This window comes from Chryseobacterium oranimense (assembly GCF_900129755.1).
In the GTDB taxonomy this organism is placed as follows: Bacteria; Bacteroidota; Bacteroidia; order Flavobacteriales; family Weeksellaceae; genus Chryseobacterium; species Chryseobacterium oranimense.
Genome location: NZ_FQWT01000002.1, coordinates 167,308 through 193,210 on the forward strand (window position 1 = coordinate 167,308; position 25,903 = coordinate 193,210).

Genomic DNA, 25,903 nt, shown 5'->3' on the forward strand with positions numbered 1-25,903 from the left:
AAATTAATATCCAGTCGTTCTTGACAATTTAGACTGCATTAAGCCATCATAATGATGGTTCAGCAGATATGTATTAATCTGTTGAACGGTATCTAAAATTACGCCCACCATAATCAATAATGATGTTCCCCCGAAAAATAGGGCAAACGCATCTGTCTGAACAAAGCTTCCATGCACTATTGCTGGAAGGACTGCAAAGATAGACAAAAATATTGCACCTGGCAAGGTAATTTTTGACAAAATATCATCTAAATAATCAGCTGTTTCTTTACCGGGTCTTACTTTCGGTACTAAACCTCCATTTCTCTTCAAATCATCAGCCATTTGGTTTACCGGAATTGTAATTGCAGTATAGAAAAATGAGAAGATAATAATTAATAGCGCGAACAATACGTTGTACTGCCAGCTAAAAACATTCTTGAAACCTGCAAGAAAAGTATTGGACTCATCGAATTTGGTCAATAACCCTGGTACGAACATCAATGCCTGGGCAAAGATAATCGGCATTACACCAGCAGCATTCACTTTCAATGGAATCCATTGTCTTGCTCCCTGCATAAGATTTCTGTTTACACCTCCTCTTGCTTGAGCTCTGCTTACATACTGAATAGGGATTTTTCTGACAGCTACAGATAATACTACAGCTAAAAGAACTACCAGCATCCAGAATATTACTTCAACAAGGATCATGATAGATCCCATTCCTCCTTTTCCGTTCTGCACTGCCATTTCCTGTACGAATGCTTCAGGTAATCTTGAAAGGATCCCCACCATAATAAGGATGGAGATACCGTTTCCGATACCTTTGTCGGTGATTTTCTCACCCAACCACATTGCGAATACTGAACCGGCAACCAGGATAACAATACTTGGAAGCCAGAACATGATGGAATTCGGCTCTACATAATATGCAGATGAGAACTGAGCATATGGTAAGAATAATTGAGTAATAGAAGTTAAATAAGAAGGTGCCTGTACTAAACAAACTCCGATAGTTAACCATCTTGTAATTTGATTCAATGTATTTCTACCTGACTCTCCATCCTTCTGAAGTTTCTGAAGATAAGGAATAGCCATCCCCATCAACTGAACAATAATAGAAGCAGAAATATAAGGCATGATTCCCAACGCCATTACGGAAGCGTGGCTGAAAGCTCCCCCCGTAAACGACGAAAGCAAGCCAAGGAGACCTGCTCCTTGCTTGTTACCGCCTTGATTTTTATAATGCTCTAAGAGATCTCCCACTTCAGCAAGGTTAATTGCAGGAAGCGAGATATAAGATGCGAATCTATACACAAGGATAATACCTAACGTAAAGAGAATTTTGTCTCTTAATTCCTTTAGGCTCCAAATATTTTTAAGGGTTTGTATAAATTCTTTCATTAGTAAGTATTATAAGGTAATTGCTTTTCCACCTGCTTTAGCAATAAGCTCTTCAGCAGATTTAGTGAACTTGTCAGCAGAGATTGAAACCGCAGATTTCAATTCTCCTCTACCCATAATTTTCACTAATTCGTTTTTAGAAACTAAACCGTTTTCTACTAAAACTTCTTTCGTGATGTCTCCGGTGATGGATTTGTTCTCGATTAATGTTTGGATAGTATCAAGGTTTACTCCTCTAAACTCTTTTCTGTTTACGTTTTTGAAACCGAATTTAGGTAATCTCCTTTGTAAAGGCATCTGTCCACCTTCGAAACCGATTTTCTGAGAATAACCAGCTCTAGCTTTCTGACCTTTATGTCCTTTCGTAGCAGTACCTCCTTTTCCTGTACCTTGTCCTCTACCAATTCTTTTTGAATTGAAAGTAGAACCTGCAGCAGGCTTTATATTGTTTAAATTCATTTTTTTATTGATTTAAAGATTAAATAATTTAAAGATTAAAAAATTCCGGCTAAGATAGAAAGAAAATTTTAATCTTTTAATCTTTGAATTTTTAATTATTTCTGAACTTCAAGTAAGTGACTAACTGCAGCTATCATCCCTAAAATGGAAGGTGTAGCTTCGTGCTCTACAACTTGGTGAAGTTTCTTAAATCCTAATGCTTCAAGCGTTCTCTTTTGGGTTTTTGTTCTTCCAATAGCGCTTCTTACTTGTTTTACTTTAATTGTTGCCATTGTTCTAATATTAACCGTTAAACACTTTACTTAGAGAAACTCCTCTCATTCTAGCGATCTCTTCAGGTCTTCTGATATCCAATAACGCTTTGAAAGTAGCTTTCACCACGTTGTGAGGGTTAGAAGATCCTTTAGATTTTGAAAGGATATCGTGAATACCAGCAGACTCAAGTACCGCTCTTACCGCACCACCGGCGATAAGTCCTGTACCGTGAGAAGCAGGTCTTAAGAAGATATCTGCACCACCGTATCTAGCAGTAGTTTGGTGAGGAATTGTGTGGTTCATTACAGGAACTTTCACAAGGTTTTTCTTAGCGTCTTCAACAGCTTTAGCGATTGCAGAAGCTACTTCTTTAGATTTTCCAAGACCGTGACCGATTACTCCGTCTTCGTTACCTACTACTACGATAGCAGAAAATCCGAAAGCTCTACCTCCTTTGGTTACTTTTGTTACTCTGTTAACAGCTACGAGACGATCTTTTAATTCTAATCCTCCCGGTTTTACTCTTTCTATATTATCTAGTCCTAACATATTTTCCGAAATTTTTATGATTAGAATTTAAGTCCACCTTCTCTAGCACCGTCAGCAAGAGCTTTCACTCTACCGTGGTACACGAATCCGTTTCTGTCAAATACAATACTTTCGATTCCTGCAGCGATAGCTTTAGCAGCGATAGCTTTACCTACAGCAGCAGAAACTTCAGTCTTGGTACCATTAGCGTCAACACCTTTTTCTCTTGAAGAAGCGGAAACTAAAGTTGTACCATTTTTATCATCGATTAACTGAGCGTAAATTTCCTTATTACTTTTATATACAGATAATCTTGGCAATTCAGAAGAACCGGAGATTTTCCCTCTCACTCTTCTTTTGATTCTTATTCTTTTTTCTAATTTACTTAATGCCATAATACTTATAATTTATTAAGCAGATTTACCAGCTTTACGTCTAACAATTTCTCCTACGAATCTTACACCTTTTCCTTTGTATGGCTCAGGCTTTCTGAAAGAACGGATCTTTGCAGCTACCATTCCTAGAAGTTGGTTGTCGTGAGACGTTAAAGTAATAATTGGGTTTTTACCTTTTTCAGTCAATGTATCTACTTTTACTTCGCTTGGAAGTTCCAATACGATACCGTGAGAGAATCCTAAAGCTAACTCAAGTTTTTGACCTGCGTGTGAAGCTCTGTATCCTACCCCTACTAGTTCCAGTTTCTTTTCGAAACCTGTATTAACACCAGTGATCATGTTGTTGATCAACGCTCTGTAAAGACCGTGAAGTGCTTTGTGTTGTTTAGAATCAGATGGTCTGTTAACGTTAAGTTCGCCATCTTTTTGTTCTAAAGTAATTCCTGCCGTAAGTTCCTGAGAAAGTTCTCCTTTAGGCCCTTTTACAGTTACAATACTGTTATTTTCAGTGATCGTAACTCCAGCTGGAATTGTTATAATTGCTTTACCAATTCTTGACATTTTCCTCTGATTAAAAATTAATAAACATAGCAGATTACTTCACCGCCTACTTTTTCTTCTCTAGCTTTCTTGTCAGTCATTACTCCTTTAGAAGTAGAGATAACAGCTATACCTAACCCGTTCAGTACTCTTGGAAGTTCAGCAGAACCTTTGTACTGTCTCAAACCTGGTCTAGAAGCTCTTTGAATAGACTTGATAGCCGGTTTGTTAGTTTGCTTGTCATACTTTAAAGCGATTTTGATCGTACCTTGAACAGCGTTATCTTCAAACTTGTAGTTTAAGATATACCCTTGATCAAATAAGATCTTAGTAATCTCCTTTTTGATTTTCGATGCAGGAATTTCCACCACTTTGTGGCCTGCGCTTTGTGCGTTCCTTACTCTTGTTAGGAAATCTGAAATTGGATCTGTTACCATTTTTCTATTTTAAATTATTGGTTAAAGACAATCAGTATTGCAAAGACTTGAAGAATAAAATATCAGACTTCAGAATTTCTTAGGTCTGATATTTTTTATCTTTAGTATCTGAACAACTTAATTGTCCCGATTAATTAGTAATTATTACCAACTGGCTTTTCTTACTCCCGGGATAAGACCGTTGTTTGCCATTTCTCTGAAAGTTACTCTGGAAATACCAAACGTTCTCATGTATCCTCTAGGTCTACCTGTTAGTTTACATCTGTTGTGTAATCTTACAGGAGAAGCATTTTTAGGTAATTTCTGAAGTGCTTCATAATCACCAGCTTCTTTTAAAGCTTTTCTTTTATCAGCGTATTTAGCAACTAGTGCTTCTCTTTTGCGCTCACGCGCTTTCATTGATTCTTTAGCCATTTCTTAGTTCTTTTTAAATGGTAAACCGAAGTGAGTTAATAAAGCTTTCGCTTCTTTATCTGTTTTCGCAGTTGTTACGAAAGTGATGTCCATCCCCTGGATTTTTTTCACTTTGTCAATTACGATTTCAGGGAAGATAATCTGCTCAGTAATACCTAAGTTGTAATTACCTCTACCATCGAACCCGTCTGCCTTGATACCAGAGAAATCTCTGATACGTGGTAAAGCAGAAGAAGTAAGTCTGTCTAAGAATTCGTACATTCTTTCAGCTCTCAACGTTACTTTTGCACCTACAGGCATTCCTTTTCTCAATTTGAAAGCAGCTTCGTCTTTCTTAGAGATCGTACCTACTGCTTTCTGACCTGTAATCATTGTTAATTCTTCTACAGCGTAATCAATGATTTTCTTGTCTGCAGTGGCATCACCTAATCCCTGAGAGATAACGATTTTTTCCAATCTAGGTACCTGCATTACAGATTTGTACCCAAATTCTTCCATCATTGCAGGAACAATTTTCTCGTTGTATATTTTTTTGGGTCTTGCTATAAATTCCATGTGTTAATTCAAATTATAAAGTTTCACCCGTTTTTTTGTTGATTCTTACTTTCTTATCTCCTTCGATTTTGTAACCGATTTTGATAGCTTTTCCGTCTTTACCAACTAAAGCTACGTTTGAGATATGAATAGAAGCTTCTTTTTCAGTGATTCCACCTTGAGGGTTGGAAGCTGAAGGTTTAACGTGTTTTTTAACGATGTTAAGTCCTGCAACGATAACTCTTGGGTCTTTTCCTTCTTTTTTGATCACTTCAATAACTTCACCTGTTTTACCTTTGATATCTTTCTTACCAGTAGTAATGATGACGTTATCTCCTCTTTTTATTTTTAACTTTGACATTTTCTTTTAAAAATTTTTAAAATTAAAGTACTTCAGGAGCTAATGAAATGATTTTCATATATTCTTTGTCTCTCAACTCACGAGCAACCGGTCCGAAAACACGTGTTCCTCTCATTTCTCCTGCTGCGTTTAGTAATACACAAGCATTGTCTTCGAATTTGATGTATGAACCATCTTTTCTTCTTACTGCTTTTTTAGTTCTTACTACTACAGCTTTAGATACCTGACCTTTTTTAGCGTTCCCTGATGGTGTAGAATCTTTGATAGTAACAACGATTTTATCACCAACTGAAGCATATCTTCTTCTGGTTCCTCCCAGAACTCTGATAACCAATACTTCTTTAGCACCTGTGTTATCAGCAACTTTTAATCTTGATTCTGTTTGTAACATTATTACTTAGCTTTTTCAATGATTCTTACTAATCTCCATCTCTTGTTCTTGCTCAAAGGTCTAGTTTCCTGGATAAGAACTGTATCACCTTCTGTGCATTCGTTGTTCTCGTCGTGTGCAGTATATTTTTTCGTTTTTAGAACGAATTTACCGTACATCGGGTGTTTTACTCTCGTAGTCTCACTTACAACAATGGTCTTTTCCATTTTATTGCTGGAAACTATTCCGATTCTTTCTTTTCTTAAGTTTCTTTCCATAATGTATGAAAATCTTATTGTTGTTTAGTGGTTAACTCAGTGTTTAATCTCGCGATTGTTCTTCTCAAATCTCTGATTTGGATCGGGTTTTCAATTGGACTGATCTTGTGAGCCAATTTCAGTTTTGAATATTGAGCTTTCAATTCAGCAAGTTTTGCTTGAATATCACCCGCGCTTAAATTTTTAATATCAGCTTGTTTCATTATATCAAAGATTAAAGAGGTTTAACAAAATCGTTAGCAACTACGAATTTAGTAACTACCGGTAATTTCTGAGCTGCAAGTCTTAAAGCTTCCTTAGCTACTTCGTAAGGTACACCTCCAACTTCGAACATAATTTTACCTGGTTTTACTACGGCTACCCAATATTCCACGGCACCTTTACCTTTACCCATACGTACTTCGGCTGGTTTCTTAGTAATTGGTTTATCCGGGAAGATTTTGATCCATAGCTGACCTTCTCTCTTCATATATCTTGTCGCAGCGATACGGGCAGCTTCAATTTGTCTTGCAGTGATCCAAGCACCTTCTATAGCTTTGATTCCAAATGTTCCGTAAGCCAGTTGATTACCTCTCTGAGCAATCCCCTTCATCTTCATCTTATGAACTCTACGGAATTTGGTTCTTTTTGGTTGTAACATAATTTCTAAATTTTAGATTTTAGATTTTAGATTTTAGATTTTTTATATTTTAAAAAAGTAACGGTAATTTAAAATTCAAAATTTCTAACCTAAAATTTTTAATTATTATTGTTATTATTGTTATTTTTTCTAGGTCTTCTGTTGTCTCTGTCTCCTCTGTTTCCGCCTCCTGAAGGACCTCCTTTTTTCTGTTGTCCCACTAGTGGAGCAAGTTCTCTTTTACCGTAAACTTCCCCTTTCATGATCCAAACTTTTACTCCTAATCTACCGTAAGTAGTGTGAGCTTCTGCCCAGTGATAATCGATATCAGCTCTGAAAGTAGACAATGGGATTCTTCCTTCTTTGAAAGATTCGCTTCTTGCCATTTCAGCTCCGTTCAATCTACCAGAGATTTGAACTTTGATACCTTCAGCACCCATTCTCATTGTACTTGCCATCGCCATTTTAACAGCTCTTCTGTAAGAAATTCTGTTTTCGATCTGCTTAGAGATGCTGTCAGCCACTAATACTGCGTCAAGTTCAGGTCTTTTGATTTCGAAAATGTTGATTTGAATATCCTTACCAGTAAGTTTCTTCAATTCTTCTTTCAATTTATCAACTTCCTGACCTCCTTTACCGATGATAAGTCCCGGTCTGGCAGTAGTGATTGTCACTGTTACTAATTTTAGTGTTCTTTCAATATAAATTTTTGAAATACCACCTTTAGATAATCTAGCCTCAAGGTATCTTCTGATTTTGTAGTCTTCCGCGATTCTGTCTCCATAATCGTTTCCGCCAAACCAGTTAGAATCCCATCCTCTGATGATACCTAGTCTGTTACCAATTGGATTTGTCTTCTGTCCCATACCTTGATTAATTTTCTTTATTACCTAAGATTAATGTAACGTGGTTAGATCTTTTTCTGATTCTGTACCCTCTTCCTTGCGGAGCTGGTCTTAGTCTCTTCAATTGTCTTGCACTATCCACGAAGATTTCTTTAATGATAAGGTTTGCTTCTTCGATATCAGCACCCTCATTTTTCACCTGCCAGTTTGCCATAGCAGAAAGAAGTAATTTCTCTAATTTGTTAGAGGCTTCTTTTTTAGAATATTTTAGGATATAAAGAGCTTTATCTACCTGCTCTCCTCTAATGATATCAGCAACTAATCTCATTTTTCTTGGAGATGATGGGCAGTCATTTAATGAAGCCTTTACAACGTCTTTGTTAGCTTCTTTTCTTGCGATTGCGCTATCTTGTTTTCTTGATCCCATGATTATCTGCTTCCTTTGTTTTTGTTACCACCATGACCTCTGAAAGATCTTGTTGGAGAAAATTCGCCTAACTTGTGACCTACCATGTTTTCTGTAACATATACAGGGATAAAAGATTTCCCGTTGTGTACAGCGATAGTTTGTCCTACGAAGTCCGGAGAGATCATCGATGCTCTAGACCAAGTTTTGATAACTGTCTTCTTACCAGACTCTATATTTGCCTGAACCTTCTTATCTAAAGTATGATGAATGAACGGTCCTTTTTTAAGTGATCTTGCCATAATTATTTTCTTTTAGATACGATGTAACGGTTAGACACTTTGTTTTTCTTTCTAGTTTTGTAACCTTTAGCTGGTTTACCGTTTCTAGATCTTGGGTGACCTCCAGAAGAACGTCCTTCACCACCTCCCATTGGGTGATCTACAGGGTTCATTACAACGGCTCTTGTTCTTGGTCTTCTACCTAACCATCTGCTTCTACCAGCCTTACCTGATACAGTTAACTGGTGGTCAGAGTTAGAAACTGATCCAATCATTGCAAAACATTCAGTAAGGATCATTCTTGATTCTCCTGAAGGCAATTTGATGATTGCGTATTTTCCGTCTCTTGAAGTTAATTGAGCTGAAGAACCAGCACTTCTTGCTAAAATTGCACCTTGTCCAGGCTTCATTTCAACACAAGAGATTACAGTACCCAATGGAATGTTTTTCAATTTCATTGCGTTACCTACGTTTGGTTCAACGCTTTCTCCTGAAACTACTTTCTGATCTACTTTGATACCGTTTGGAGCGATGATATATCTCTTCTCTCCGTCAGCATACTCTAATAAAGCGATAAATGCAGTTCTGTTTGGATCGTATTCTACAGTTTTAACGGTAGCTTCAACGTCATGCTTGTTTCTTTTGAAGTCGATAATTCTGTATTTCTTTTTGTGTCCACCTCCGGTGTAACGCATGGTCATTTTACCAGTTTGGTTACGTCCACCTGACTTTTTAATACCAACTGTAAGAGATTTCTCTGGTTTGTTGGTAGTAATTTCCTCAAAATTGTTTACAATTCTGAATCTCTGTCCTGGGGTGATAGGTTTTAATTTTCTAACAGACATTACTATTATTTATAATTATAATTAATTTACAGCAAAAATATCGATTACTTCCCCTTCAGCAAGAGTGATAACCGCTTTTTTCAATTTGTTTGTCTTTCCTACTTGAAGACCTTTTTTAGTGTATTTCGAAGAAACTTTAGGCGCATAAATCATGGTTCTAACGTCTGCTACTTTCACACCGTAAGCTTCTTCCACAGCTTTTTTAATCTGGATTTTATTCGCCTTAGGTTCAACTAAGAAAGAATAAGCACCTCTTAAATCTGTAAGATAGTTAGCCTTTTCTGAAATAACTGGTTTAATAATAAGTGACATGATTTATTTCTTTAAATTTTCCTGGAATTTTTCAACTGCACCTTCGAAGAATACGATCTCACCTGCATTGATCAAATCATAAGAAGAAATTTCGTTATAATTCAATACTTTAGTTTTAGGTAAGTTTCTTGAAGATAAATACACATTCTTGTTTGTTTCAGGAATGATGAATAAAGACTTTTTCCCGTTTAGTTCCAAAGCATCCAATACAGTGATGAATTCTTTAGTCTTAGGAGCGTCAAAACTCAAATTCTCTAAAACTTTAATGCTGTTGTCTCTCAATTTCTGAGAAAGAACAGATTTTTTAGCTAATCTCTTAAGAGCTTTGTTCAATTTGAATCTGTAATCTCTTGGTTTTGGTCCGAATACTCTACCTCCACCTCTGAAAGTTGGAGATTTGATATCACCATATCTAGCAGAACCAGATCCTTTTTGCTTCTTAAGTTTTTTAGTAGAAGCAGTAATTTCGCTTCTTTCTTTTGCTTTATGAGTTCCTTGTCTTTGTGCAGCAAGGTACTGTTTAACTTCTAAGTAAACCGCGTGCTGATTTGGCTCAATTCCGAATACTGTTTCGTCTAGAGTTACTTTTCTTCCGGTCTCTTTTCCTGATGTATTTAATACTACTAGTTCCATTTTCTGATAATTACATAAGAATTTTTAGCTCCCGGAACAGCACCTTTTACTACTAAAAGATTTTGTTCTTGATCCACTTTTAATACTTGAAGGTTTTGTACAGTTACCTGCTTACCTCCCATTCTACCCGCCATTCTCATTCCTTTGAATACTCTTGAAGGATCCGATCCAGCACCGATAGAACCTGGAGCTCTAAGTCTGTTGTGCTGACCATGAGTAGCTTGCATTACACCTCCAAAGCCATGTCTTTTAACAACACCCTGGAAACCTTTACCTTTTGAAGTTCCTGTTACGTCAACATATTCACCTTCAGCGAATAGATCAACTTTTACTTCTTCTCCTACTTTCACCTCGTCTACGAATTCTCTGTAGAATTCTACCAACTTAGCTTTTGGAGCAGAACCAGCCTTTTTGAAATGGCCAGCTAACGCTTTACCTACGTTCTTTTCACTCTTGTCATCGAAACCTAACTGAACTGACTTGTAGCCGTCCTTTTCAATGGTTCTGACCTGTAAAACCGAGCATGGACCAGCCTGAATAACTGTACAAGGAATGTTTTTTCCTTCTTCGTTAAACAAAGACGTCATACCGATTTTTTTACCAATAATACCTGACATTGTTTATGTTATAATAAAATTTATCCTTTATTTATCGTCATTTTCCGGAGGTCTGAAGTAATTTCTACTTTTGATATAGGCATACTACGCCCCTAAAATGAGTGTGCAAATTTATGAATAATTTTATAACTGGCAAATATTTACAGCAAAATATTTTGATTTTTAATCAATTAGCAATTCCAGAAAAAAAACTATCCGAAATTTTGAAAATATTCTTTGAAGTTCAAAAGAAAATCATTAATATATTTTTTTCTGATATCTGATTTTCTTACTACCAGATAATGTTTCCTTTTCAAACCATTATTCCCGAGTTTTTTAAACTTCAATTCATCAGATAGCTTGAATGAATGTAATGCCCATTTCGGCATACAGGTAATCCCTATATTAGCCTGTACCATTTCCAAAGTAACTTCAGTTAAGGGAACCGCAGAAATTTTCGCCGGAGCTATTCCGTTCGGATTTAGAAATTCCTCATAAACAGAAACCGTTTTTAACGGAAAAGAATGAATGATTAAGTGAGCATCCAGAAAATCATCAGCAATCAGGTATTCCGAATTATTCAGATGATTCTCCTGATGAATAACCGCAAAAATTTCATCCTCAAAAATCTCAATGCTTACCAATTCTTTACTGACGGAAGGTTTTGAAGTGACGACTGCAATGTCAATTTCATTGGAGATCACTTTCTCAACGGGTTTATGAGTCGCTTCCAGCACCAGATCCACCTCAATTTCAGGATACAGCACTTTCATTTTCTGAATAAATAATGGCAGCCCCTGATAGAATGAATAACATTCTGTGCTGATTTTTATTGTACCCGCCGCCCCGGCTCTTATCTGTTGAATAGCATTTAGACCACTCCCAATACTATCGATTACCGTACATGCAGTTTTGTAAAGTACATTCCCCTCTTCAGTTAATTCCCATTTGTTCCGCGTTCTGTAAAATACCTTGAAACCAAGCTGAATTTCCAGATCCTTAAGCTGATGACTTAATGCTGACTGTGTCAAAAAAAGCTTTTCAGAAGAACCGGCAATACTCCCCTCTTCCGCAATTGTTTTAATAAGTCTTAAAAACTTGATTTCCATAATGCAAAGTTAGCAATATAACAAAAAACAATACCTGAAAATATTTCATTGATAACTGCAAAGCATTCAACTTCAATCTTAGGAGAGAAAGAAGCCTGAGCATAATTTTGCCCTATAAACAATTTAAAATTATGCAAGAACAAATTGAATTCTACCGGAAAAAATTATCGTATGAAATAGATCCTTCAGATTTATATGAGTTATTTCAAAACAGTACAGATTATATAGCAGTAGACACCCGAAAACCAATCGGCTATAATAAAGAACACATCCCATCTGCCATTAATCTTCCTCATCGGGAAATGACAGAAGAGAATACCCAGCATCTTGACAGGTCAAAAACATACGTCTGCTATTGTGACGGAATCGGCTGCAATGCTTCTACAAAAGGAGCTTTAAAAATGACTCTGTTAGGATTTAAAGTCCTTGAATTAATGGGAGGAATTGAATGGTGGAAGTTTGATGGCTATGCCACAGAAGGAACTACCCCCACAAATGGCTCCACATTCGTATGTGCCTGTTAAATTATTAATAAAAAATATGAAAATAAGATTTGCAGAGGAAAAAGACCTGAGCTCCATTATTGAACTGTGTAAAGCCCATGCACAGTATGAAAGAAGTTCCTTCAAAGAAGAAAACAAGAAGGAACTGCTTTCTGAACACCTCCTCAATCCTGACTCAAATATAAAATGCCTGGTTGCTGAATCCGACACTGAAATAATAGGATATGCAACATTCTTCAAACAGTTTTCAACCTGGGATGCCGGTTATTATATGTATGTTGACTGTCTATTCTTAACAGAAAACGCGAGGGGAAACGGAACAGGAAAGCAAATAATGGAATTAATAAGGGCCCACTCAAAAGAAGAAGACTGCTCGGTAATTCAATGGCAGACCCCGAGTTTTAATACAGGAGCCATTAAATTCTACACCCGGCTTGGAGCGGAAAGCAAAAATAAAGAAAGATTTTTCTGGAAAGTATAAATCAACTACTTAATTTAAAATAGGGACTTTCTGAAACCAGACTGTCTCTATTTTGAATATTTGAATAAGTTAAAGTACACCTTATTTTACAATGACTGTAACTCCCCTTTCCTCCAATGCAGATTGATCTTCCTCACTAATCCCGTTATCCGTAATCAGATAATCCACCTTGTCCAAAGGAGCGATTTTTCCAAAACCTTTTTTATTCAGTTTTGAAGAATCCCCAAGAATAACCACTTTTTCAGAACATTCTATCATAAGCTGATTAAGGTGAGCCTCCGCAGCATTGGAGGTACTGATTCCGAATTCAGTATCAATCCCATCCACACCCAGGAAAAGCTTATTGCACGAAAACTGCTTGAGGATCCCCTCAGAAATGGAACCTACAATTGAAGTTGAGCTCTTTCGCACTTCACCTCCTAATTGTATGATATTAATATTAGGATTATTGCACAGCTCTATGGCTACTCTTAAAGATGAAGTCAGAACCGTAAGCGGACCAAAGTTCACCAGCATCCTGGCAAGATAATGCATCGTCGTTCCGGAAGCCAGAATAATACAGTCATTCTCGCGGATCAGTTCCAGAGCTCCTTTTGCTATACTCTGTTTCGCTTCTACATTGATGTTTTCCTTCTCATCCACATTTCTTTCATAGGCATACCTTACATGCTTGCTTGCTCCTCCATGGTTACGGAAAAGCAATCCCAGGCTTTCGAGATAATTCAGATCCTTTCGGACCGTAACTGACGAAACATTGAATTTCTCGCACAGATCCTGTACAAGAACATGACCTTTTTCATCCAGTTCTTTTAATATATCATTATGCCTTGGTATTAACTTTTCCATTCTGATTCTTTCATCAAAAATACCATTTTTTTTCGAGACCGATAAAATTTCATTTATTTTCTTTTTAGTTTCATTTTTAATTTATACATTTGAAAACGAAACATAAACGAAACATTTATGAAACGAAACGAAGAAATAAGTAAATTAACAAGTATTCAGGAATGGGACTTCATCGTGATTGGTGGCGGCGCCAGCGGTCTAGGATCTGCACTGGATGCAACCAGCAGAGGATTTAAAACCCTTCTTCTGGAATCACACGATTTCGCAAAAGCAACATCCAGCCGAAGCACCAAACTGGTACACGGCGGTGTAAGATATCTTGCCCAGGGAGATGTAGGCCTTGTAAAAGAGGCATTGAAAGAAAGAGGGCTTCTTGCTCAAAATGCAGCACATGTAGTAAAAAACCAGTCATTCATTATCCCCAACTATACATGGTGGGGAGGAATTTACTATAAAATAGGTCTTTCTATTTATGATTTCCTTGCAGGGAAACTAAGCCTTGGTAAAACAAAATACATCAGCAAGGCTAAAACCGTTGAAAAGCTTCCGACCATTGAGCAGCACAATCTCGCAAGTGGTGTAGTGTACCAGGACGGGCAATTCGACGATGCACGGTTAGCCATTAATTTAACCCAGACTCTTATAGAAAAAGGAGGCAGTGCCATTAATTATATGAAAGTAACCGGGCTCCTGAAAAATGATTCCGGGAAAATAAACGGGGTAAAAGCTGAAGACCAGTTCTCCGGCCAGCAGTATGAGCTTCGTGCAAAAGCTGTGATCAATGCAACAGGGGTATTCACCAATGATATTCTGAATATGAATAACCCTAAGCATGGCAAATTCGTTGTTCCAAGTCAGGGTATCCACCTGGTTCTGGATAAATCTTTCCTTAAAAGTGACGATGCCATCATGATTCCCAAAACTTCTGACGGCAGGGTTCTTTTTGTCGTTCCATGGCATGACAGGGCATTAGTGGGAACAACAGACACCCTTCTTGAAAATCCAAGCTTTGAACCTCATGCTTTGGAATCCGAAATCAGTTTCGTTTTAAATACAGCCAGACAGTATTTAGCTAAAAAACCCACAAGAGAAGATGTAAAATCCATGTTCGCAGGCTTACGTCCCCTTGCCGCTCCAAAAGAAGGAGGTAAAAGTACCAAGGAAGTTTCCCGAAGCCATAAAGTCATTACTTCCGATACCGGATTAGTTTCCATCATTGGAGGAAAATGGACTACTTACCGTAAAATGGCTCAGGACACTATTGATAAAGCAGTAGAGATCCTTCATTTGAACGGAGGACCTTCTCAAACGGAAAACCTTTCCATTCACGGTAATATGAAAGCAGAACTTGTAGACCGTACCAATCATCTTTATGTTTATGGGTCAGATATTCCGGCTATAAAATCATTGCAGAGCAGTGATCCACAATATTCCCAAAAGATCCATCCTGATCATGCGTTCACCATTGCAGAAGCAGTTTGGGCTATAAGACATGAGATGGCAGAAACTATAGAAGATATCCTCGCCCGAAGAGTACGTCTGTTATTCTTAGACGCAAGAGCTGCAATTGACAGCGCACACAGCATCGCACAACTCATCGCCAAAGAAAAAGGACATTCCCAGGAATGGGCCGATGCACAGGAAAAAGAATTTATTGAACTGGCAAAAGGATATTTGCTAACACCTTACACTCCCAAAACTATTACTCATAACTAAAATTTGCAGTATGAAGGAAAAACTGATTCTCGCTCTGGACCAGGGGACCACATCCTCCAGAGCCATTTTATTCAACCACAGCGGAGCTATAGAATATGTCTCCCAGAAAAACTTTGAACAGATCTTCCCTACTCCCGGGTGGGTAGAGCATGATCCCAACGAAATATGGTCATCCCAGATATCTGTAGCCGCAGAGGTTATCGCTAAAGCTGGCATTTCCGGATTGGAAGTAGCTGCCATTGGTATCACCAATCAACGTGAAACAACCATTGTTTGGGATAAAGAAACCGGCGAGCCTGTTTATAATGCTATTGTATGGCAGGACAGAAGGACATCTAAATATTGTGATGAACTGAAGGATCAGGGCTACGCTGAAGTTATCAAAGAAAAAACAGGACTTGTTCTGGATGCTTACTTTTCGGCAACCAAGTTAAAATGGATTCTGGATAACGTAGAAGGCGCGAGAGAAAAAGCAGCAGAAGGAAAAATCTGCTTCGGAACTGTTGATACATGGCTGGTGTGGAAACTTACCCGTGGAAAAATGTTCATTACCGATGTTTCCAATGCCAGCAGAACCATGCTTCTCAACATTCACACCCTGGAATGGGATCAGGAGCTTCTGGATTTATTTGACATTCCAAGATCTGTACTTCCTGAAGTAAAACAAAGCAGTGAGATCTATGGAGAAACAGCAACCACTTTATTTTCTACCAAAATTCCAATTGCAGGAATTGCAGGGGACCAGCAGGCAGCCTTATTCGGGCAGATGTGCATCACTCCGGGAATGGTAAAAAATACTTACGGAACAGGCTGCTTTCTTTTAATGAATACAGGAAAAGAAGCTGTTTCTTCCAAAAATAACCTTCTGACTACTGTTGCATGGAAGATTAACGGAGAAGTAAATTATGCCCTGGAAGGAAGCGTATTTGTAGGCGGAGCAGCTATCCAATGGCTGAGAGATGGCCTTAAGCTTATCCATTCATCAGAAGAAGTGAATGATCTTGCCGCAAGTGTTGAAGATAACGGCGGGGTTTATTTTGTGCCAGCATTAACAGGACTTGGCGCTCCTTACTGGGATCAGTATGCCAGAGGAACTATTGTAGGTGTAACCCGCGGAACCACTAACGGACATATCGCAAGAGCCACTCTGGAAGGAATTGCATTCCAGGTATATGACATTGTAAAATCTATGGAAGCAGATTCCGGAAGACCAAGTCTTGAACTGAGAGTAGACGGAGGTGCTTCTGCCAGTGACCTTCTGATGCAGATACAGTCAGATCTTTTCGGATTTAAAATCACGCGACCAAAAACTCTTGAGACCACAGCTTTAGGAGCAGCTTATCTTGCAGGTTTAGCTGTCGGATACTGGAAAGATATCAACGAGATCCAGTCTCAGTGGGTTGTGGATGAGGATTTCCACCCAAAAGTAGACAAAGAAAAAGCAGATAAGATGATCCATTTCTGGAACAAGGCAGTAAAGCGTTCACAAAGCTGGATCGAAGATTAAATTCTAACTTAAAAAAACTACTTATGACCCCATTTACCGCAGAACTTATAGGAACCATGCTTCTTATATTATTAGGCAACGGCGTTGTAGCCAATGTTGTCTTAAAAGATACTAAAGGAAACAACTCAGGATGGATCGTCATTACGACGGCCTGGGCTTTGGCTGTTTTCGTAGGCGTTACCGTGGCAGGCCCGGCAAGTGGGGCCCATCTGAATCCGGCTGTGACCATCGGACTTGCTGCTGCAGGAAAATTTTCCTGGGACCTTGTTCCCACTTACATTGCAGCACAGATGCTTGGCGGAATGCTTGGTGCTTTCCTGGTATGGCTATTTAACAAAGACCATTTCGCCATTACAGAAGATGAAGGGGCCAAACTCGCATGTTTCAGTACCGGGCCGGCAATCAGAAATACATTTTCAAACCTGATCAGTGAGATCATTGGTACATTTGTACTCGTGTTTGTCATATTTCACTTCTCAGATCCAAGCATTTCTCTGAATGCTGATCCGACTGCCAAAGTGGGACTGGGTTCTGTAGGAGCGCTTCCGGTTACTCTACTGGTTTGGGCTATCGGTTTATCTCTTGGCGGAACTACGGGTTATGCCATTAATCCTGCAAGAGACCTGGCACCAAGAATCATGCATGCCATACTTCCTGTAAAAGGCAGCAGTGGCTGGGGTTATGCCTGGATTCCGGTAGCAGGTCCGATTCTAGGTGCTGTAATCGCCGCCGTTCTTTTTGGAATAATACATTAAAAATACCCGATGAAAATTTTAAAAATTGTATGCCTGATGATTTTGGGCACAGGAAAGCTATTCTCTCAGGAGAACCAGGAAGCTAAGGAAAACAACAGGCTGGATTTCACGGTCAATCTTCAGAACAACCACCTTTGGAGAGGATTGATTATCACAGACAAACCAGTGGTAATGGGAAATCTTTCTTATGCTTTGGACGCTGAAAAGAAATGGAAGATTGGTATCTGGGGTGCATCGGCATTAGCTGACGACAAAGACGGCACTCATTACAAAGAGATCAACTATTACATCCAATACTCCCATAACCGTTTTTATATCGGGCTGTGGGACCTGTATAATTCGAGGAACATTAATACGGCTGTAGCTGCGGATGATATTTTCAGTTATTCGCAAAGGAGAACTGCTCACATCATCGACCTTAGAACCAATTATACTTTCGGACCGTCGTTCCCGCTTAACATTGAAGCTGATATTATGCTGTATGGTGGCGCCAACGCCGGTGAAGTAGTATTGGAACCTGATGGAAGCTATAAAAAGAATAAGTATTCAACCTATGTTCAGGCAAGTTACCCGGTGATTGCAGGACAGAAAGTAAATCTGGATGCTTTTGTTGGGGCAGGATTTGCCCTCAACGACAGCCGCTTTCTCTATGGAAACGGAACCAATAATTTTGATATTGTGAATGTAGGGCTAAAAGCCAGCAAGACCTTAAAAATTACAGATCATTACAGCCTGCCGGTTGCTATGATGGCTATGTGGAATCCTTCCAATAAATATGCAAGGATCCAGCTTGCCGCTACTGTATTTTAATCCAGTTTTAAATGAATTACAGAAAGACCACTTCAAACGAAGTGGTCTTTCATTTAAACCATTAAGGTAATACGAAGTTTTAAGACCATTAAAAATAGCTAGAGTTTGAGATAATGCTTAAAAGAATTGGATTTTCCTCTTAATCTTAATATCAAAAATCTTATGGAAATTCTTTCTGCGCATCCAATCACCGGGTTTTTACGGTTCAGTTATTGCAGAAATCTTATTACTTTTGAAAAAAAATACATGAAAAATATTTTCAGCTTAGTGATCTTCTGCATCAGTATTTTGTCTTTTGCGCAGACAAAAACTCCTTTTACCGGATACAGAAGTTTTGATATTGTACAGGGATACAGCGGATCCGGAACTCCTCATTATTATCTTGAGGCAAAGAAAAACGGAGATGTACATTTCGGGTATGTTCAGGTAAACCAGGCAGACCAGACTGAAACAACAGAGGAAATGAATGCCGGGAAATACAATCCAAAAGTAATGAAGGTAACCTTCAAAAAATACAAAGAAATTTTTTACGTGAAATTTGACAAGAATAAGATCTACCTGACCGATAAGGATGGGAATATTCAGAAATCCGAAGACTGCTGCTCCAGTATGGAAAGTGCAACACAAGATACCTGTACCTGCGAAAGCGAACTCTATCAACGATGAAAGTACTAAAAATTCTGCTCACTCTCTTTATTGTAGCCTCATGCAGCGGGACAGAGAAGCATCCTTATACTTTCTATTACTGGAAAACCCATCTTAAGCTTGATCAGGAAGAAAAAAAGGTACTGGATCAGGCATCGGTTCCTTATCTGTACACCCGATTTTTTGACATAGACAAATCCAGCGGAAAATTCCAGCCGGTAGCTGCCATTACCCTGGACAAGAGTTTTAAAACCGATAAACAAATTGTGCCGACTGTTTTCATTACCAATCAGTCTATGTATCATATTTCAGCTGAGGAAATCAGGTTCCTTGCAAAAAATGTTCATGATCTGGTTCAAAAAAAAGCCACGGAATACCATTTAAAGATAAGTAATGAAATTCAGATCGACTGTGACTGGACAGCCGGAACACGGGACGATTATTTTAAATTCCTGAAGGAGCTGAAGAAGGTTTCAGGAAAAGAAATTACCTGTACCCTGCGGCTTCATCAGGTTAAGGATAAAAATGAAACGGGGATTCCGCCAGTAGAAAAAGTTTACCTGATGTGCTACTCTACTTCATCCCCACTTAAAAAATCCAGCAAAAACTCTATCCTGGATGTAAATGTTTTAAAAAGCTATCTTTCCAGACTGGAGGATTATCCGATAAAAAACATGGAGGTGGCTTTACCGATTTATTCCTGGGGAATTGTGACGAATCATCTTGAAAAGCATAAATTAATTAATGCCTTATCCAGAAAAGACCTGGAAAATCCAGGATTTAAAAGAATCTCGGATGATGAAGTTGAAGTCATCAAAGACGGTTTTTATTTCGGAAGCTTTCTCAGCAAAGGTTTTAGAATCAGGGTTGAAGAAATATCTGATGATCAGCTGCAGGATGTTACCCGTTTCCTTGAGAAAAAAATACCACATTTTAATATAATTTATTATCAATTAGATAGTAAATTTGTAAGTAACAGAGTTTTTTAAAGTCATGTTCATGGCTGGCTGATCAGCTTCGAGAATTTAATTTTTACTGAATTCAGTTATAAAACTAAAAACACCCATCAACTATATGAAAAAATACATTCTTTCATTGGCGGTTCTATCGCTTTTCTATACAAAGTCTGACGCCTGCGCGTGGTCGGACCCTGATTATGAATATTTCAACCTGTTTACCCAGAGCATCATTAAGGATAAATCTTACCTTCCTTTTCTGCTTACCTATTCCAACAGGTTCTATGGTGACTATAAGGGAATGCAGATTCCGGATGATAATATAGAAACCTGGAAAAAGTTTTTCAATAATCAACTGAATTATGCGGAAACAGAGAATCTGGTTTACAAGATCAGTATGAATGACCTGAATGCATTGAAAAATGGAGCACCAACCAATCCATTACTGCAGAAACTGGGCGCCGGATTCTATCAGAAATACAGAGAAGGCATTGATTATTTAATTGAGGCTAAATATCTGGAGCCTTATATGAGCATCAACTATGTGGAAAGTAAGGACTCATTTTATAGTAATGGTCCTTCAAACAATGTGAATGCCACTTCCATAGATTACGCTAAAACAGTGAATGCATTAACTTCTCTGTATAATGCGGCAAGAAACCCGGAAATCAAACAACGTTACGGATATCAACTGGTAAGATTCAACCACTATACGAGAAATTACGATGCGGCTCTTGAAGCTTTCAAAACCTATATAGAACCTATTAAGCAGAAAGGTACGGTTTATTTCATGGCACTGGACCAGCTTGCGGGTGCCCAGAGAGGAAAAGCAATGAATGCTGATGCCAACTGGAACTTTTTCCAGGTATTTATGCACAGCAAGGACCGTAAGGAATCTGCTTTTGTCTCAATGAAGCTGTCGGACACGGCTTCTTTCAGCAATATTATGAAGCGGGCCGGTACCAATGATGAGAAAAATATGGCTTATTTCTTACTGGGCTATGAAGGCTTTAATAATCCTATTCCTATTATGGAAAAGATGTACGACATCAACCCGGATTCTGAGATCCTGAAAGTAATGGCGGTAAGAAGCATCAACGAACTGGAAAGAAGCTATCTTCCGATCTATTATTACACATCGGATGCTACGGACAATGTCTATATACAGAGAGGAAATACGGATGATCACGATAAAACTTCCACATTTTCGAAATCCGGACCTGCAGAAGTAAAAAGAGAAGAGAAGCTTTCGTTCTGGCAAAAGATCGTAAGATTCTTTAAAAATCTTTTCGGAGGATCGAAATCTGAAAGCAATGGCGGAGATAAAAATGATCAAAGCGATGACGAATTGCTGAACAATCCTGACAGGATTCCTTTCTATACCAAAACCGGCTATGGATATGATGAAAAGACTCAGGACTACCTGAACGACCTCGAAAAATTTACAGAGAAAACCAAAAAAGTATCTAAGGATGAATACTGGCAGATTGCCGATGCCTATCTGAAGTTTCTGAAAAAAGACTATAAAGCAAGTTCTGAAGTTCTGGAAGACATTAAAACAACAAACCCGGAATACCTGGAAGAGATCAAAAGGATGAAGGTCCTGAATGATATAGTTTCGCATCCTAAGATTGACGCGGAATATGAAGATCATTTAATGAAAGATTATGCCGATTATTTCGTTAAAAAAGAAGTAAAAAAAGACAGCACGAATACGGATTACGATTATTATGGTGAAACTCCGTCTACAGTAGACTTCCTGAAAGACGTCCTTGCCAACCGCTACTTCCTCCAAGGTGAGGACGGAAAATCGTTCCTGATGAACAATAAGCTTTCGGATCTTCAGTATAACCCGAATTCAAGCCTGGTAAAAAGCGTTGAAGACTTCTACAAAAAACCCAATAAAACCCAATTTGAGCAGCAAATCATCGCTAAAAACATGGATAATGTAGGAAATATTGATGCTTTCTTCAGCATGATCTATGGAGACAGGGCTATGAAACTGGCAGATTTTGAAAAAGCTAAATCGTATTACGAAAAAGCCCAGGGCTTTGCAGGAATTCCACGAATGAATTATGACTGGACCGATAAAGGGGAGAAAATCACTCCGAAACAATATGCAGCAGGTGAATATAACGGATTCAGAGATATTTCGAATCTTGTTTTCGGGCATAATGTATGGGAAAGTTTCGGAAGTCCGGAAACTGAAAGTATGGAGGCCGAAGATTATTCTGTATTCCCTTTCATTAAAAGCAGGATGAATAAATTGGAACTGGCAGATGCCCTGATCCAGCTTAAAAAGATCAGCAATGGAACGGATGAAAAAGCCGCCGCAGCCAGCCAGCTGATCGGAAACCTGCTGTACAACACTTCAAGCCTGGGATATTACCGCCAGCTTTTCGTGATGGATATTGATAACAGCAACGGAGGAAAGTATGATTTCTGGAATACGGACCGAAAAAATCCTTACAAATATTATTACAAGAATTTCCTTGATACAACTTATATTGAACCTGATAATTTTGATCTGGCCATTAATTATTATCAAAAAGCCTTAAAGCTTTCAAAGAATAAGGAACAGAGAGCCAGGGTTCTTTTCCAGATGGCCAGCGCAGAACAAGGGAAGTATTATCAGTATGAAGCTAAAAATGCATCTCAGATAAGCTACTCGGATCCTCAGTACTCTGAAAAGGAACAGGCTCATCAGGCTGAACTGGACAATATCAGAAACCAGAAATACAGAACCTATTTTGCCCAGCTGAAATCTCAGTATGCAGATACTGAAACAATGAAGGGGCTGGCCGGAAGCTGCAGCTATTTCGGATATTTTCTGAGAAAATAATCAGGCATTTATTTATATATAAAAAGGAATCTTTACGATTCCTTTTTTTCTTGCTGTTTCTGAAGCCACTCTTCGTGTTTATGCTTAAAAAATTCATGCTTGTAATCCTGATTTCTCTGAGCTGCATCTATAGAATGTGAAGTGTGGATATCTGCGTCTTCTTTGGCAAATTTAGCCAGCTGCTCATAGTAGCAGTGAAGCTGATCGAGCTCTTTTTCAGTAAGGTCCTCAATATCTACAATCCTGTTGCTTGCTTTTTCATGGGCTGCAATAAGTTCATTAAGCTTGATCTGAATTGCTTTTGAATCCTTATTCTGAGCTTTCTGAATTAAGAAAACCATTAAAAAAGTAATGATTGTAGTTCCGGTATTTATGACCAGCTGCCAGGTTTCGGAGTAGTTGAAAACAGGTCCTGAAGCTGCCCAGACAATAACGATGAGCACGGCTCCGATAAATGCGTGTGAACTTCCTGTAAATTTGGTTGCCCAATCTGAAAATCTCTCAAAAAGATTACTATTTTTATGGCTCATGACGTCGATTCTTTTAATGGCTAAATGTATTGAATTAACTTGAATTGAGGGATAAAATTTAGAAAGAACAACAGGAAGAATGATTTTCTTCCTGACGTTGCTTAAAAACAAAAACATTAAGACAGAAGTCCTGCCTTAATGTTTTCTAATTAAAATTTGATATGAATGTTCTTTTTATTATTTCTTCCCGAAAGTAATTTCTTCAGATAGTTTATACATCTGCATGGAAGGCAGATCTTTTCCGAACCAGATAGGTTTTATTCCCGGAGGCATTCCGGTATTCACCCAGGGATTATTCCAGTTATTCCACTGGTATAGATTATTGATGGTATTAAATCTCATTGCTTCAGTGGCAGCCTTTAGTTCTTCTTCTGAAAGTTCCGTATCGGAAGCACAGGATACTATGGCTGTTCCAAAAACCACTGCATAAGCTATTGCTCTTATATTTTTCATGATGAATAATTAATTTTCCCGATTAGAATTTATAATTAACCTGTACGGCAAAGTTTCTCGGCTGGATCTGATCGATGTATCCTCCTCTGAAATAAGAGCTGTACCCTACCGAATCGAAGATGTTATTAAAGAATACCCTTAATCCCAAACCATTTTTCAGGGTATATCCTGCCTGGGCATCTACTGTTGTATATTCCGGCATGTTAAACGGTTTCGTTCCCGGACTTATACTATTGGCATGACCTGCAGTGAAAGTTTTCTGAGTCCATTCATCAACGGGTCTTTTTCCTACGTAATAAATTCCGGCTCCTATATCAAGACCTGTTAAGGCTCCTGTATTAAATTTATAATTCAGCCAGCCGTTTGCTGTATGTTTAGGGGCATTCATTGGTGCTGAACCGTTCACGTATGCAGGACTGTTCTGATACTGAGCATCCAGATAAGCCCACCCTGACATTACCTGTAAGTTTGGAAGGATTCTACCGATTAATTCTACTTCAATTCCTTTTCTCCTTAGCTCTCCGGCAAGACCGTACATAGTCTGCTTATTGATCACGACAGGGTTATAATTTTCATCAAGGATGGTAAAAGACAGATGGTCTGTTTTAATGTCAAACAATGTGATATTAAATCTCAAACGTTCATTGAACCAGTCGGATTTAATACCTGCCTCCCACTGTTTGGTTGTGGAAGCTCCTACATTTCCTCCTGCTAAAAGAACATTATTGGCTGATCTCAACGAAGTGGTTGTAGTGTAAGACCCAAAAACATTAACGTTTTCTACAGGGAACAGCATCAGTCCGAATGAAGGGTTCCATGCATCGCTTACATTATCGCCTGCACCGTTTACTCTGCTATAACGAACACCGGCATGTGCTTTTACATATTTCCCGAAAGACATTACATCCTGTGCCATTGCTCCGAAAGTAGGTGTTCTTACCACTCCGGGCTCTTTAGACTGATCGTATACTACGTTTACCGGTAATGTGTTTGAAATTCCCTTCATCACATCAAATGAATCCAGTGGGTTATTGGCATTGATAAGATTAGCCTGAGAAATAGAATTTTTGTAGGCATTAAAAGCATAGGTAGTCACTTCGCTTTCCTTCCAGTCTACTCCTACCTGAAACGTATGCCTGATGAACCCGGTCTGAATATTTTCTCCAATGAAGTCTGCCTGGAACACTCTGTTCGCATCAATACTTCTGCTTTTTCCTATTGTTCTGTAACGTTCGGTCCAGGGAGTGTTTTTAGCATGGGCTATAGATGATGCCTCACTGTTTACTTCTCTTTCTCCGGAAATATAGGCTGCTCTTAACTTCAACTTATCGGTAAGCTTTCTTTCTACCAGAGTAGAGAAGTTGAATGACTGTACTTTTGTGAAATCTGAAGTGTATCCCAGAAAAGCTCCTTTAGGCATTGTGTAAAGAGCCTCTACATTTCCTTCTGCAAGATTGATTGTTCCTCTGTCCGGAGTTCTTTTGTCATGAAGATAATCCATTTCAACAACAATCTGTGTTTTATCGTCAGGACGATAAGCTACGGATGGGTTGATATAAATTCTTTCCCCTTCCACATGAGACCTGAAAGAGTTGTTGTTCTGATAGGCACCATTAAATCTTACAGCAACTTTCCCCTGGGAATCCAAAACTCTCTGTAAATCTACAGTCGGTCTGTAAAAATCCCAGCTTCCATATCTGAAACCGACATTACTTTTATTGACAAACTGAGGCTTTTTCGTTACCACGTTGATGACTCCACCTGCTGAACCCAGCCCATTTCCTATGCCCTGCGTAACCGCCGCTGAACCTTTCAGGACCTGGATGCTTTCAACTCCCTGCATATCGGTGATCATTCCGGCTGTACGGAAATCGGAATCCATCTGAACACCATTTTTCAGAACAGGTACTCCACGGTACCCCCGGATAGACATACTTTCGTTTCCACCACCGTAGCTTGAAAACAATGTAACCCCCGGCACGTTTTTAGCCACATCTGTTATCGTAAGGCTTCCCAATTCTTCGATTGCTTTATGAGAGATCACGGAGATACTCTGGATCTGGTCTCTGGTCTTCAAGGGTAATCTGGTAATGGCTTCAAGCCCCGCAGGCTGTTTCTTTTTTTCACCAAATAACTCTACTTCATCAATTTCTTTTGATTTTTTAATAGAATCATTCACTTGCTGTGCGTTTACAAAAACCCCACCCAATACAAGCAGAGAAAAGGATACTACTTTATTCATCTGATAATTTTTTACAA

At 38.6% G+C, this 25,903-nt stretch carries 35 protein-coding genes; 9 read left to right on the forward strand and 26 right to left on the reverse strand.

Annotated features, from left to right (window positions below; all coding sequences use genetic code 11):
- Nucleotides 1–3 precede the first annotated feature (3 nt).
- The 22 genes from secY to BUB03_RS07380 all read right to left on the reverse strand — a co-directional run bounded on the left by secY (nucleotide 4) and on the right by BUB03_RS07380 (nucleotide 11,600).
- Nucleotides 4–1,383: a preprotein translocase subunit SecY gene (gene secY, locus BUB03_RS07275; protein ID WP_040993539.1), complete on the reverse strand. Its 1,380-nt coding sequence runs from the start codon at nucleotides 1,381–1,383 to the stop codon at nucleotides 4–6.
- Between the two features lie 9 nt (nucleotides 1,384–1,392).
- On the reverse strand, nucleotides 1,393–1,842 hold the full coding sequence (rplO, locus tag BUB03_RS07280) for a 50S ribosomal protein L15 (RefSeq protein ID WP_040993538.1): 450 nt from the start codon (nucleotides 1,840–1,842) through the stop codon (nucleotides 1,393–1,395).
- 95 nt (nucleotides 1,843–1,937) lie between these two features.
- Nucleotides 1,938–2,114 (reverse strand): 50S ribosomal protein L30, encoded by a 177-nt coding sequence (gene rpmD / locus BUB03_RS07285; protein WP_007839493.1) that lies wholly within the window; start codon nucleotides 2,112–2,114, stop codon nucleotides 1,938–1,940.
- Nucleotides 2,115–2,124: 10 nt separating this feature from the next.
- A complete protein-coding gene (gene rpsE / locus BUB03_RS07290) occupies nucleotides 2,125–2,646 on the reverse strand; it encodes a 30S ribosomal protein S5 (protein WP_034703137.1) in 522 nt (173 codons plus the stop codon).
- 20 nt (nucleotides 2,647–2,666) lie between these two features.
- Nucleotides 2,667–3,020 carry a 50S ribosomal protein L18 gene (gene rplR, locus BUB03_RS07295; protein WP_034725976.1) on the reverse strand — a complete coding sequence of 118 codons (354 nt, stop codon included), beginning with the start codon at nucleotides 3,018–3,020 and terminating at the stop codon, nucleotides 2,667–2,669.
- A gap of 15 nt (nucleotides 3,021–3,035) precedes the next feature.
- The gene (gene rplF, locus BUB03_RS07300) at nucleotides 3,036–3,581 is read right to left on the reverse strand and encodes a 50S ribosomal protein L6 (RefSeq protein WP_040993537.1); all 546 of its coding nucleotides are present in this window, start codon (nucleotides 3,579–3,581) and stop codon (nucleotides 3,036–3,038) included.
- A 17-nt stretch (nucleotides 3,582–3,598) separates the two neighbouring features.
- Nucleotides 3,599–3,997, reverse strand: coding sequence for a 30S ribosomal protein S8 (gene rpsH, locus BUB03_RS07305; RefSeq protein ID WP_040993536.1), 399 nt, complete (start codon nucleotides 3,995–3,997; stop codon nucleotides 3,599–3,601).
- 144 nt (nucleotides 3,998–4,141) lie between these two features.
- On the reverse strand, nucleotides 4,142–4,411 hold the full coding sequence (gene rpsN, locus BUB03_RS07310) for a 30S ribosomal protein S14 (RefSeq protein WP_040993535.1): 270 nt from the start codon (nucleotides 4,409–4,411) through the stop codon (nucleotides 4,142–4,144).
- A gap of 3 nt (nucleotides 4,412–4,414) precedes the next feature.
- Nucleotides 4,415–4,966 (reverse strand): 50S ribosomal protein L5, encoded by a 552-nt coding sequence (gene rplE, locus BUB03_RS07315; protein ID WP_040993534.1) that lies wholly within the window; start codon nucleotides 4,964–4,966, stop codon nucleotides 4,415–4,417.
- A 13-nt stretch (nucleotides 4,967–4,979) separates the two neighbouring features.
- Complete coding sequence (gene rplX / locus BUB03_RS07320; protein ID WP_040993533.1) at nucleotides 4,980–5,306, reverse strand: 50S ribosomal protein L24; 327 nt, start codon at nucleotides 5,304–5,306, stop codon at nucleotides 4,980–4,982.
- Nucleotides 5,307–5,328: 22 nt separating this feature from the next.
- The gene (rplN, locus tag BUB03_RS07325; protein ID WP_007839504.1) at nucleotides 5,329–5,697 is read right to left on the reverse strand and encodes a 50S ribosomal protein L14; all 369 of its coding nucleotides are present in this window, start codon (nucleotides 5,695–5,697) and stop codon (nucleotides 5,329–5,331) included.
- A gap of 2 nt (nucleotides 5,698–5,699) precedes the next feature.
- Complete coding sequence (gene rpsQ / locus BUB03_RS07330; protein WP_034669456.1) at nucleotides 5,700–5,957, reverse strand: 30S ribosomal protein S17; 258 nt, start codon at nucleotides 5,955–5,957, stop codon at nucleotides 5,700–5,702.
- Between the two features lie 11 nt (nucleotides 5,958–5,968).
- Nucleotides 5,969–6,157, reverse strand: a complete 189-nt coding sequence (gene rpmC / locus BUB03_RS07335; RefSeq protein WP_040993532.1) for a 50S ribosomal protein L29 — start codon at nucleotides 6,155–6,157, stop codon at nucleotides 5,969–5,971.
- Nucleotides 6,158–6,168: 11 nt separating this feature from the next.
- The gene (gene rplP / locus BUB03_RS07340; RefSeq protein ID WP_040993531.1) at nucleotides 6,169–6,594 is read right to left on the reverse strand and encodes a 50S ribosomal protein L16; all 426 of its coding nucleotides are present in this window, start codon (nucleotides 6,592–6,594) and stop codon (nucleotides 6,169–6,171) included.
- 98 nt (nucleotides 6,595–6,692) lie between these two features.
- On the reverse strand, nucleotides 6,693–7,439 hold the full coding sequence (gene rpsC, locus BUB03_RS07345; protein WP_040993530.1) for a 30S ribosomal protein S3: 747 nt from the start codon (nucleotides 7,437–7,439) through the stop codon (nucleotides 6,693–6,695).
- A gap of 7 nt (nucleotides 7,440–7,446) precedes the next feature.
- Nucleotides 7,447–7,845, reverse strand: coding sequence for a 50S ribosomal protein L22 (rplV, locus tag BUB03_RS07350; RefSeq protein WP_048501143.1), 399 nt, complete (start codon nucleotides 7,843–7,845; stop codon nucleotides 7,447–7,449).
- Nucleotides 7,846–7,847: 2 nt separating this feature from the next.
- On the reverse strand, nucleotides 7,848–8,126 hold the full coding sequence (gene rpsS / locus BUB03_RS07355) for a 30S ribosomal protein S19 (protein WP_002983209.1): 279 nt from the start codon (nucleotides 8,124–8,126) through the stop codon (nucleotides 7,848–7,850).
- Nucleotides 8,127–8,128: 2 nt separating this feature from the next.
- Nucleotides 8,129–8,950, reverse strand: a complete 822-nt coding sequence (rplB, locus tag BUB03_RS07360) for a 50S ribosomal protein L2 (protein WP_040993528.1) — start codon at nucleotides 8,948–8,950, stop codon at nucleotides 8,129–8,131.
- Between the two features lie 21 nt (nucleotides 8,951–8,971).
- On the reverse strand, nucleotides 8,972–9,262 hold the full coding sequence (gene rplW, locus BUB03_RS07365; protein ID WP_040993527.1) for a 50S ribosomal protein L23: 291 nt from the start codon (nucleotides 9,260–9,262) through the stop codon (nucleotides 8,972–8,974).
- A 3-nt stretch (nucleotides 9,263–9,265) separates the two neighbouring features.
- The gene (rplD, locus tag BUB03_RS07370; protein WP_040993526.1) at nucleotides 9,266–9,895 is read right to left on the reverse strand and encodes a 50S ribosomal protein L4; all 630 of its coding nucleotides are present in this window, start codon (nucleotides 9,893–9,895) and stop codon (nucleotides 9,266–9,268) included.
- Complete coding sequence (rplC, locus tag BUB03_RS07375) at nucleotides 9,886–10,512, reverse strand: 50S ribosomal protein L3 (RefSeq protein WP_007839520.1); 627 nt, start codon at nucleotides 10,510–10,512, stop codon at nucleotides 9,886–9,888. The genes rplD and rplC overlap by 10 nt, the downstream gene beginning before the upstream one ends.
- A 191-nt stretch (nucleotides 10,513–10,703) precedes the next feature.
- Nucleotides 10,704–11,600, reverse strand: coding sequence for a LysR family transcriptional regulator (locus BUB03_RS07380; RefSeq protein ID WP_073061579.1), 897 nt, complete (start codon nucleotides 11,598–11,600; stop codon nucleotides 10,704–10,706).
- A 131-nt stretch (nucleotides 11,601–11,731) separates the two neighbouring features.
- On the opposite strand from BUB03_RS07380, the gene BUB03_RS07385 reads away from it, so the two are divergent.
- A complete protein-coding gene (locus BUB03_RS07385) occupies nucleotides 11,732–12,124 on the forward strand; it encodes a rhodanese-like domain-containing protein (RefSeq protein WP_073061582.1) in 393 nt (130 codons plus the stop codon).
- Nucleotides 12,125–12,140: 16 nt separating this feature from the next.
- On the forward strand, nucleotides 12,141–12,584 hold the full coding sequence (locus tag BUB03_RS07390; RefSeq protein ID WP_073061586.1) for a GNAT family N-acetyltransferase: 444 nt from the start codon (nucleotides 12,141–12,143) through the stop codon (nucleotides 12,582–12,584).
- 81 nt (nucleotides 12,585–12,665) lie between these two features.
- On the opposite strand, the gene BUB03_RS07395 is transcribed toward BUB03_RS07390, so the two are convergent.
- Complete coding sequence (locus tag BUB03_RS07395) at nucleotides 12,666–13,430, reverse strand: DeoR/GlpR family DNA-binding transcription regulator (protein WP_073061589.1); 765 nt, start codon at nucleotides 13,428–13,430, stop codon at nucleotides 12,666–12,668.
- A 117-nt stretch (nucleotides 13,431–13,547) separates the two neighbouring features.
- Here BUB03_RS07395 and BUB03_RS07400 point away from each other — a divergent pair, with 117 nt between their 5' ends.
- The 7 genes from BUB03_RS07400 to BUB03_RS07430 all read left to right on the forward strand — a co-directional run bounded on the left by BUB03_RS07400 (nucleotide 13,548) and on the right by BUB03_RS07430 (nucleotide 22,661).
- On the forward strand, nucleotides 13,548–15,146 hold the full coding sequence (locus tag BUB03_RS07400; RefSeq protein WP_073061592.1) for a glycerol-3-phosphate dehydrogenase/oxidase: 1,599 nt from the start codon (nucleotides 13,548–13,550) through the stop codon (nucleotides 15,144–15,146).
- A 10-nt stretch (nucleotides 15,147–15,156) separates the two neighbouring features.
- Nucleotides 15,157–16,653, forward strand: a complete 1,497-nt coding sequence (gene glpK / locus BUB03_RS07405; RefSeq protein WP_073061594.1) for a glycerol kinase GlpK — start codon at nucleotides 15,157–15,159, stop codon at nucleotides 16,651–16,653.
- Nucleotides 16,654–16,676: 23 nt separating this feature from the next.
- Nucleotides 16,677–17,408 carry an MIP/aquaporin family protein gene (locus BUB03_RS07410; protein ID WP_073061596.1) on the forward strand — a complete coding sequence of 244 codons (732 nt, stop codon included), beginning with the start codon at nucleotides 16,677–16,679 and terminating at the stop codon, nucleotides 17,406–17,408.
- A 36-nt stretch (nucleotides 17,409–17,444) separates the two neighbouring features.
- On the forward strand, nucleotides 17,445–18,218 hold the full coding sequence (locus tag BUB03_RS07415; RefSeq protein WP_139258816.1) for a hypothetical protein: 774 nt from the start codon (nucleotides 17,445–17,447) through the stop codon (nucleotides 18,216–18,218).
- Nucleotides 18,219–18,464: 246 nt separating this feature from the next.
- Nucleotides 18,465–18,884 (forward strand): hypothetical protein, encoded by a 420-nt coding sequence (locus BUB03_RS07420; protein WP_073062691.1) that lies wholly within the window; start codon nucleotides 18,465–18,467, stop codon nucleotides 18,882–18,884.
- Complete coding sequence (locus BUB03_RS07425) at nucleotides 18,881–19,852, forward strand: hypothetical protein (protein ID WP_073061598.1); 972 nt, start codon at nucleotides 18,881–18,883, stop codon at nucleotides 19,850–19,852. Before BUB03_RS07420 ends, BUB03_RS07425 begins: the two co-directional genes overlap by 4 nt.
- Nucleotides 19,853–19,937: 85 nt before the next feature.
- The gene (locus BUB03_RS07430) at nucleotides 19,938–22,661 is read left to right on the forward strand and encodes a hypothetical protein (RefSeq protein WP_073061601.1); all 2,724 of its coding nucleotides are present in this window, start codon (nucleotides 19,938–19,940) and stop codon (nucleotides 22,659–22,661) included.
- A 32-nt stretch (nucleotides 22,662–22,693) separates the two neighbouring features.
- On the opposite strand, the gene BUB03_RS07435 is transcribed toward BUB03_RS07430, so the two are convergent.
- The 3 genes from BUB03_RS07435 to BUB03_RS07445 form a co-directional block, all read right to left on the reverse strand.
- Nucleotides 22,694–23,191: a low affinity iron permease family protein gene (locus tag BUB03_RS07435; RefSeq protein WP_040993931.1), complete on the reverse strand. Its 498-nt coding sequence runs from the start codon at nucleotides 23,189–23,191 to the stop codon at nucleotides 22,694–22,696.
- 177 nt (nucleotides 23,192–23,368) lie between these two features.
- Nucleotides 23,369–23,644, reverse strand: a complete 276-nt coding sequence (locus tag BUB03_RS07440) for a hypothetical protein (protein ID WP_073061603.1) — start codon at nucleotides 23,642–23,644, stop codon at nucleotides 23,369–23,371.
- 22 nt (nucleotides 23,645–23,666) lie between these two features.
- A complete protein-coding gene (locus tag BUB03_RS07445; protein ID WP_073061606.1) occupies nucleotides 23,667–25,886 on the reverse strand; it encodes a TonB-dependent siderophore receptor in 2,220 nt (739 codons plus the stop codon).
- Nucleotides 25,887–25,903 lie beyond the last annotated feature (17 nt).

Excerpts from the sequence above, each read along its gene's own strand:
- secY (WP_040993539.1), bottom strand. The coding sequence starts at position 1,383 with ATGAAAGAATTTATACAAACCCTTAAAAATATTTGGAGCCTAAAGGAA.
- rplO (WP_040993538.1), bottom strand. The coding sequence starts at position 1,842 with ATGAATTTAAACAATATAAAGCCTGCTGCAGGTTCTACTTTCAATTCA.
- rpmD (WP_007839493.1), bottom strand. The coding sequence starts at position 2,114 with ATGGCAACAATTAAAGTAAAACAAGTAAGAAGCGCTATTGGAAGAACA.
- rpsE (WP_034703137.1), bottom strand. The coding sequence starts at position 2,646 with ATGTTAGGACTAGATAATATAGAAAGAGTAAAACCGGGAGGATTAGAA.
- rplR (WP_034725976.1), bottom strand. The coding sequence starts at position 3,020 with ATGGCATTAAGTAAATTAGAAAAAAGAATAAGAATCAAAAGAAGAGTG.
- rplF (WP_040993537.1), bottom strand. The coding sequence starts at position 3,581 with ATGTCAAGAATTGGTAAAGCAATTATAACAATTCCAGCTGGAGTTACG.
- rpsH (WP_040993536.1), bottom strand. The coding sequence starts at position 3,997 with ATGGTAACAGATCCAATTTCAGATTTCCTAACAAGAGTAAGGAACGCA.
- rpsN (WP_040993535.1), bottom strand. The coding sequence starts at position 4,411 with ATGGCTAAAGAATCAATGAAAGCGCGTGAGCGCAAAAGAGAAGCACTA.
- rplE (WP_040993534.1), bottom strand. The coding sequence starts at position 4,966 with ATGGAATTTATAGCAAGACCCAAAAAAATATACAACGAGAAAATTGTT.
- rplX (WP_040993533.1), bottom strand. The coding sequence starts at position 5,306 with ATGTCAAAGTTAAAAATAAAAAGAGGAGATAACGTCATCATTACTACT.
- rplN (WP_007839504.1), bottom strand. The coding sequence starts at position 5,697 with ATGTTACAAACAGAATCAAGATTAAAAGTTGCTGATAACACAGGTGCT.
- rpmC (WP_040993532.1), bottom strand. The coding sequence starts at position 6,157 with ATGAAACAAGCTGATATTAAAAATTTAAGCGCGGGTGATATTCAAGCA.
- rplP (WP_040993531.1), bottom strand. The coding sequence starts at position 6,594 with ATGTTACAACCAAAAAGAACCAAATTCCGTAGAGTTCATAAGATGAAG.
- rpsC (WP_040993530.1), bottom strand. The coding sequence starts at position 7,439 with ATGGGACAGAAGACAAATCCAATTGGTAACAGACTAGGTATCATCAGA.
- rplV (WP_048501143.1), bottom strand. The coding sequence starts at position 7,845 with ATGGGATCAAGAAAACAAGATAGCGCAATCGCAAGAAAAGAAGCTAAC.
- rpsS (WP_002983209.1), bottom strand. The coding sequence starts at position 8,126 with ATGGCAAGATCACTTAAAAAAGGACCGTTCATTCATCATACTTTAGAT.
- rplB (WP_040993528.1), bottom strand. The coding sequence starts at position 8,950 with ATGTCTGTTAGAAAATTAAAACCTATCACCCCAGGACAGAGATTCAGA.
- rplW (WP_040993527.1), bottom strand. The coding sequence starts at position 9,262 with ATGTCACTTATTATTAAACCAGTTATTTCAGAAAAGGCTAACTATCTT.
- rplD (WP_040993526.1), bottom strand. The coding sequence starts at position 9,895 with ATGGAACTAGTAGTATTAAATACATCAGGAAAAGAGACCGGAAGAAAA.
- rplC (WP_007839520.1), bottom strand. The coding sequence starts at position 10,512 with ATGTCAGGTATTATTGGTAAAAAAATCGGTATGACGTCTTTGTTTAAC.
- BUB03_RS07380 (WP_073061579.1), bottom strand. The coding sequence starts at position 11,600 with ATGGAAATCAAGTTTTTAAGACTTATTAAAACAATTGCGGAAGAGGGG.
- BUB03_RS07385 (WP_073061582.1), top strand. The coding sequence starts at position 11,732 with ATGCAAGAACAAATTGAATTCTACCGGAAAAAATTATCGTATGAAATA.
- BUB03_RS07390 (WP_073061586.1), top strand. The coding sequence starts at position 12,141 with ATGAAAATAAGATTTGCAGAGGAAAAAGACCTGAGCTCCATTATTGAA.
- BUB03_RS07395 (WP_073061589.1), bottom strand. The coding sequence starts at position 13,430 with ATGGAAAAGTTAATACCAAGGCATAATGATATATTAAAAGAACTGGAT.
- BUB03_RS07400 (WP_073061592.1), top strand. The coding sequence starts at position 13,548 with ATGAAACGAAACGAAGAAATAAGTAAATTAACAAGTATTCAGGAATGG.
- glpK (WP_073061594.1), top strand. The coding sequence starts at position 15,157 with ATGAAGGAAAAACTGATTCTCGCTCTGGACCAGGGGACCACATCCTCC.
- BUB03_RS07410 (WP_073061596.1), top strand. The coding sequence starts at position 16,677 with ATGACCCCATTTACCGCAGAACTTATAGGAACCATGCTTCTTATATTA.
- BUB03_RS07415 (WP_139258816.1), top strand. The coding sequence starts at position 17,445 with ATGATTTTGGGCACAGGAAAGCTATTCTCTCAGGAGAACCAGGAAGCT.
- BUB03_RS07420 (WP_073062691.1), top strand. The coding sequence starts at position 18,465 with ATGAAAAATATTTTCAGCTTAGTGATCTTCTGCATCAGTATTTTGTCT.
- BUB03_RS07425 (WP_073061598.1), top strand. The coding sequence starts at position 18,881 with ATGAAAGTACTAAAAATTCTGCTCACTCTCTTTATTGTAGCCTCATGC.
- BUB03_RS07430 (WP_073061601.1), top strand. The coding sequence starts at position 19,938 with ATGAAAAAATACATTCTTTCATTGGCGGTTCTATCGCTTTTCTATACA.
- BUB03_RS07435 (WP_040993931.1), bottom strand. The coding sequence starts at position 23,191 with ATGAGCCATAAAAATAGTAATCTTTTTGAGAGATTTTCAGATTGGGCA.
- BUB03_RS07440 (WP_073061603.1), bottom strand. The coding sequence starts at position 23,644 with ATGAAAAATATAAGAGCAATAGCTTATGCAGTGGTTTTTGGAACAGCC.
- BUB03_RS07445 (WP_073061606.1), bottom strand. The coding sequence starts at position 25,886 with ATGAATAAAGTAGTATCCTTTTCTCTGCTTGTATTGGGTGGGGTTTTT.